The sequence below is a fragment of the Leptolyngbya cf. ectocarpi LEGE 11479 genome, from assembly GCF_015207065.1.
Taxonomy (GTDB): Bacteria; Cyanobacteriota; Cyanobacteriia; order Phormidesmidales; family Phormidesmidaceae; genus Leptothoe; species Leptothoe ectocarpi.
Genome location: NZ_JADEXP010000501.1, coordinates 1 through 3320, shown reverse-complemented (window position 1 = coordinate 3320; position 3320 = coordinate 1). Strand labels below are relative to the sequence as shown.

Below are 3320 nucleotides of genomic sequence, written 5' to 3'. Positions count from 1 at the left end.
CTCTAATAGCAACGCCCCCATGCCAATCATTACCATGATAAACAGGAAATACATCACAGCCGATGTGGTAATAAACGTTCCCCCAATCAGAAGCATATCTCTTCGTCGTTTGGTGTGAGTGAGCAACGACAACAAAATGATTAAGATAGTAAAGGCGCAAGGGTTAAATCCATCAGCCAGGGCAATGGTTGAGACAAATAGTGGAAAAGGTAACTGTTGAGCAAAGGTCTTGATGATTGTATCTGGTGTGAGGCTTACTAGCAGAAACACACTGAGCAGACAGGTGGCTCCTAAGCCACCCCACCAATAGCGTCGAGCCTGAGCGGATTGCAGACGACTTCTTAATAATGGGAAACTGGTTAAATATAGGCTCGGTAACCCCAGTACTAACCAGGGAAATTGCCAGGGTTTTGTTGCTGTGTCTAATTGCAACTCGTGGCCGACGGCAGTTGAGATCGCAGCCAAAATCTGATTTCGGTAGCCGATATATCCTCCATAGGCCGGGACATATTCCAACGGACCATCGCTCTCGCTATAGCCGACAAAGCTCATTTCACCGACAAAGGTACGCGGCACAGCCCCAGACCTGATGTTGTATCGTTCTCTAAAATCTTGCCAGGTCTGAGGATCCTCACTAACTTCAATCAGATGCACCTTTACATTAGGATTATAGGTGTCAATGTCCTCCATCAGAGGCTTCTGGCGTAGGCAATGGGGACAGGCTGTGCTGTGAAAAAAGTACACATCGACATTGTCGGCGACTGCTGCCTTAATCGGCACTACTAGGAGCAAAAAGACAGTCAAGATTATTACTAGAATCTGGGTCCGCCATTTATGCCCAGACTGAAATAAGCTTGTCATAAGCAAAGAGATTACAAGATGTATCTCAGAATCAAATTACACAACTAGTCAACGATAGGATTATCCTAGTAACTAGGATAGCGTCTGTATTCTCAGATGAAACCACATCTAAATTGAACGCTGGTTACATTCTTTATGAAGAGTAGAATGTCAGCAAAGCGTGAAATATAATTTAAGTAGGAGTTTCTCTAGTTTAGTGACATAAAACTCCACGTAGTTACTGGAGACAATCTATGAGTAAATTTCTTGTTGCTACAATCAATGGAGCCGTTGCTCGTTTCTTCACGTTAGAACCAGCACCTTTGCCTGTACCGGATCCAGAGCATCTAACGTTAGTTGAGCATAAAGGTATAACAAGTTCCGAGGGAGAACTGCCTGGTAAGGCGTTATGGTCAAATATTCAATCAGGGCGCAACCGTGGCGCGAGCGGTCAGTCTCACAGATATGACGACCATCGGCAGAGCCATAAAATTGAATTTGAACGGCGATTTGCTAAATCTATTGCTAAAACCTTATTAGATCTGGCTGAGGCTCAACACGTTCAACAGCTTATTATCATTGCAGCACCCCAGATTCTAGGGCTGATGAGAGAAGTTTGCATGCCTCTACTACCCAAGCCATTGAAAATGAATGAATTAGCTCGAGATCTGTGTCATCTTAAACCCCATGAGCTACATGATTATCTGGCAAAGATAAGACAATTACCAGTCCGGATTAGATTGTGAAAGATGGCTGGCACGGAAAGGTCAACAGCTTGAGCGCGATTATCAGGCGCTGGAAACAGCTATGAAAAATCTGATTCCCCAGCTCACAGTTTCGTTGAGCTAGTCTTTTGGTTCCATTCCCAGGGCACAAGTAAAAGAGTCATTCCTACCCAGGCAAGGGCTACCATAATTCCCACTCGCCATGGCCATGGTCCCAACCAATCAATCAGTGAAGGTTGACCTGGTTGCTGATTGCCTAGATAGCCATAGTTCAAGCCAAAGATAGCGTTGATCGGAAAAACACAGGCGAAATAAATCAGTCCTGCTTTCACTGCCCAACGATAGTCTCGTCGTGTTGGTCGAAATCGGTGGACTATTATCATATAGACTGCAGTACCCACAATGGTGGCGTGATAGAACCAGAAGAGCCAAAACAGAGGACTTAGTAGCCCCATTTGTAAATCGGGGGTTAACAGACCTTGTAGGCTAAAACCAAGACCCCAGAAGTAGAGTAATGCGATCAGACACCGTTTTCGCCAAATCAGAGATAACGGCATTACCAACCCCACAATGTCACAGATATGAATGGGTAACGAACTTGCTGGCTCAAAGTTGGGAGGTAGCAACCACCAACCATGAAACATACTCCACAGGAGTATATAAACGGTGGCAAGTCCCTTCTCCAGTTTGGTTAATTGCTTTGTTCTATGGTGATGTAAACTCCAGTTGATAATGCGTCCCCAAATTGCAGTCAGGTTGCCAACAATGATGAGGTGAGTCAGTGAAAAGGGTTGAAACTGCTCGAGAGGTGCCTGGAACATGCCACTTGCCGTCACTTCTATTCAACGTCTACTATCCTGATATGTCGCCTCGTGATTGAGAAATATGATGCGTTTCTCTGTTACCGCTAGGGGGGCGAAGCACCATTTAGGACGATGCGAGCTGACAAGTCAGCGGTTGCGTCATCGCAGTCTGCCTGTGCCCAATACCTTATGGTAACAAAGGATTGTAGGTCAACGACACCAGATAGCAGACCTTGGCCTTTATACAATGAGTTATAGGACTAAGCTTCACAAAAATCTCATACTTTTTATTTAGCATCAAAGTGGGATAGAAATATCTCCAAATTTAAAGAATATTAGGGGGACACTATGAAACTCAAATATCGCGGCGTTAGCTATGAATACAAGGTTCCCAAGGTTGCAATTTCTGAAAGCGAAGACGTCGGTAAGTATCGAGGTGCTACATTCCACTTCCACAACTTGGTCAAAGCAATATCTCAGCCAATTTTTGACCTGAAGTATCGTGGAGTTCCATATCATACTGGTGGCTCAGCCGCCTAGTTTGGGCTTTAGAGCTTTAATTTTGAAACATTGACTAATCAAAGGTACTCCCAGCTTCTTAACGCTAGGAGAAATAGGGGGACTGATGATGTCTTTTTCAGAAACTTCAGCATTGAATTTTAATGTCGATTCCTTGGGGGGTATTTGGCTTATGACTGCACCATCCCGCAAATTTTCTCTCTTCTTTGCACTCTGGAACTATCTCAATCAGCCCCTGTTTGATAGTAATGTTAGATTTAAATGGAATCCTCTCAAATTTACTGTCTCCTACAGATCCAAACTCTTAGAGGATGTATGAAAAGGGTTCCAAGGGGTAAAAAAGCTCACACAGTGTAGGCTGAAGTTTACATAAATCTCTAGCCCTGCGTGAGCCATGCCTAAAGCCTACACTAGCAGTCTCAGTCGTGCCCAA

The 3320-nt window shown here is 44.4% G+C and carries 4 protein-coding genes; 2 read left to right on the top strand and 2 right to left on the bottom strand.

Annotated features, from left to right (window positions below; translation table 11 throughout):
- The coding region (locus IQ260_RS29030) for a glutaredoxin family protein (RefSeq protein WP_407657767.1) at positions 1–861 on the bottom strand (861 nt) is incomplete at its 3' end.
- Positions 862–1094: 233 nt separating this feature from the next.
- Here IQ260_RS29030 and IQ260_RS29025 point away from each other — a divergent pair.
- On the top strand, positions 1095–1586 hold the full coding sequence (locus IQ260_RS29025; RefSeq protein WP_193996543.1) for a host attachment protein: 492 nt from the start codon (positions 1095–1097) through the stop codon (positions 1584–1586).
- An 83-nt stretch (positions 1587–1669) separates the two neighbouring features.
- Here the strand turns inward: IQ260_RS29025 and IQ260_RS29020 are convergent, their stop codons facing one another.
- Entirely contained in the window at positions 1670–2386 is a 717-nt protein-coding gene (locus tag IQ260_RS29020; RefSeq protein ID WP_193996542.1) for a YwaF family protein, read from the bottom strand.
- A gap of 330 nt (positions 2387–2716) precedes the next feature.
- On the opposite strand from IQ260_RS29020, the gene IQ260_RS29015 reads away from it, so the two are divergent.
- Complete coding sequence (locus tag IQ260_RS29015) at positions 2717–2908, top strand: DUF4278 domain-containing protein (RefSeq protein ID WP_193996541.1); 192 nt, start codon at positions 2717–2719, stop codon at positions 2906–2908.
- Positions 2909–3320 lie beyond the last annotated feature (412 nt).

Coding starts and splice junctions, on each gene's coding strand:
- IQ260_RS29025 (WP_193996543.1), top strand. CDS start 1,095: ATGAGTAAATTTCTTGTTGCTACAATCAATGGAGCCGTTGCTCGTTTC.
- IQ260_RS29020 (WP_193996542.1), bottom strand. CDS start 2,386: ATGTTCCAGGCACCTCTCGAGCAGTTTCAACCCTTTTCACTGACTCAC.
- IQ260_RS29015 (WP_193996541.1), top strand. CDS start 2,717: ATGAAACTCAAATATCGCGGCGTTAGCTATGAATACAAGGTTCCCAAG.